Source organism: Mycobacterium persicum (assembly GCF_002086675.1).
Lineage (GTDB): Bacteria > Actinomycetota > Actinomycetes > Mycobacteriales > Mycobacteriaceae > Mycobacterium > Mycobacterium persicum.
The window spans coordinates 1-521 of record NZ_MVIF01000300.1; the positions used below are offsets into that span (position 1 = coordinate 1).

Annotated in this window: 1 pseudogene; it reads right to left on the reverse strand. The window is 60.1% G+C overall.

Annotated features, from left to right (window positions below):
• Nucleotides 1-521, reverse strand: a pseudogene (locus BST40_RS28505) (hypothetical protein); the annotation flags it as partial.

Sequence of the window (521 nt, forward strand, 5' to 3'; positions counted from 1 at the left end):
GGTTACCGCTGCCGACATTGGCGCTGCAGAGGTTCCCGTTGCAGACGTTGTGGTACCAGATGTTGGCGTTACCCAGGTTGAAGCTGCCGATATTTCCGTTACCAAAGTTGTCGTTACCGATGTTGGCGCTGCCGAAATTCACGATGCCGTGGTTGGCCAGCCCGACGTTGAACAGCGTGCTCGTTCCGTCGCGGAACAATCCCGCCAGGTCGATGAGAGCGCCGGTGTCGACATCGCCCACGTTGAGGATGCCGGTGTTGTAGTTGCCGTGTTGTAGCCGTTGCCCGAGTTTCCGATGCCCCAGTTGCCGCTGCCCGAGTTCCCGATTCCCACGTTGCCGGTGCCCGAGTTGAAGAAGCCGACGTTACCGGTGCCGGAATTCATGCCGCCGAACCCGCGCAGGTGGTCCCCGGTGAGTCCGATACCGCTGTTCCCGTTGCCGGTATTGCCGATGCCGATGTTGTTATTATCGGTGTTGCCGAAGCCGAAATTGCGGAGGCCCGCTGTCAATAGTGAGCCGG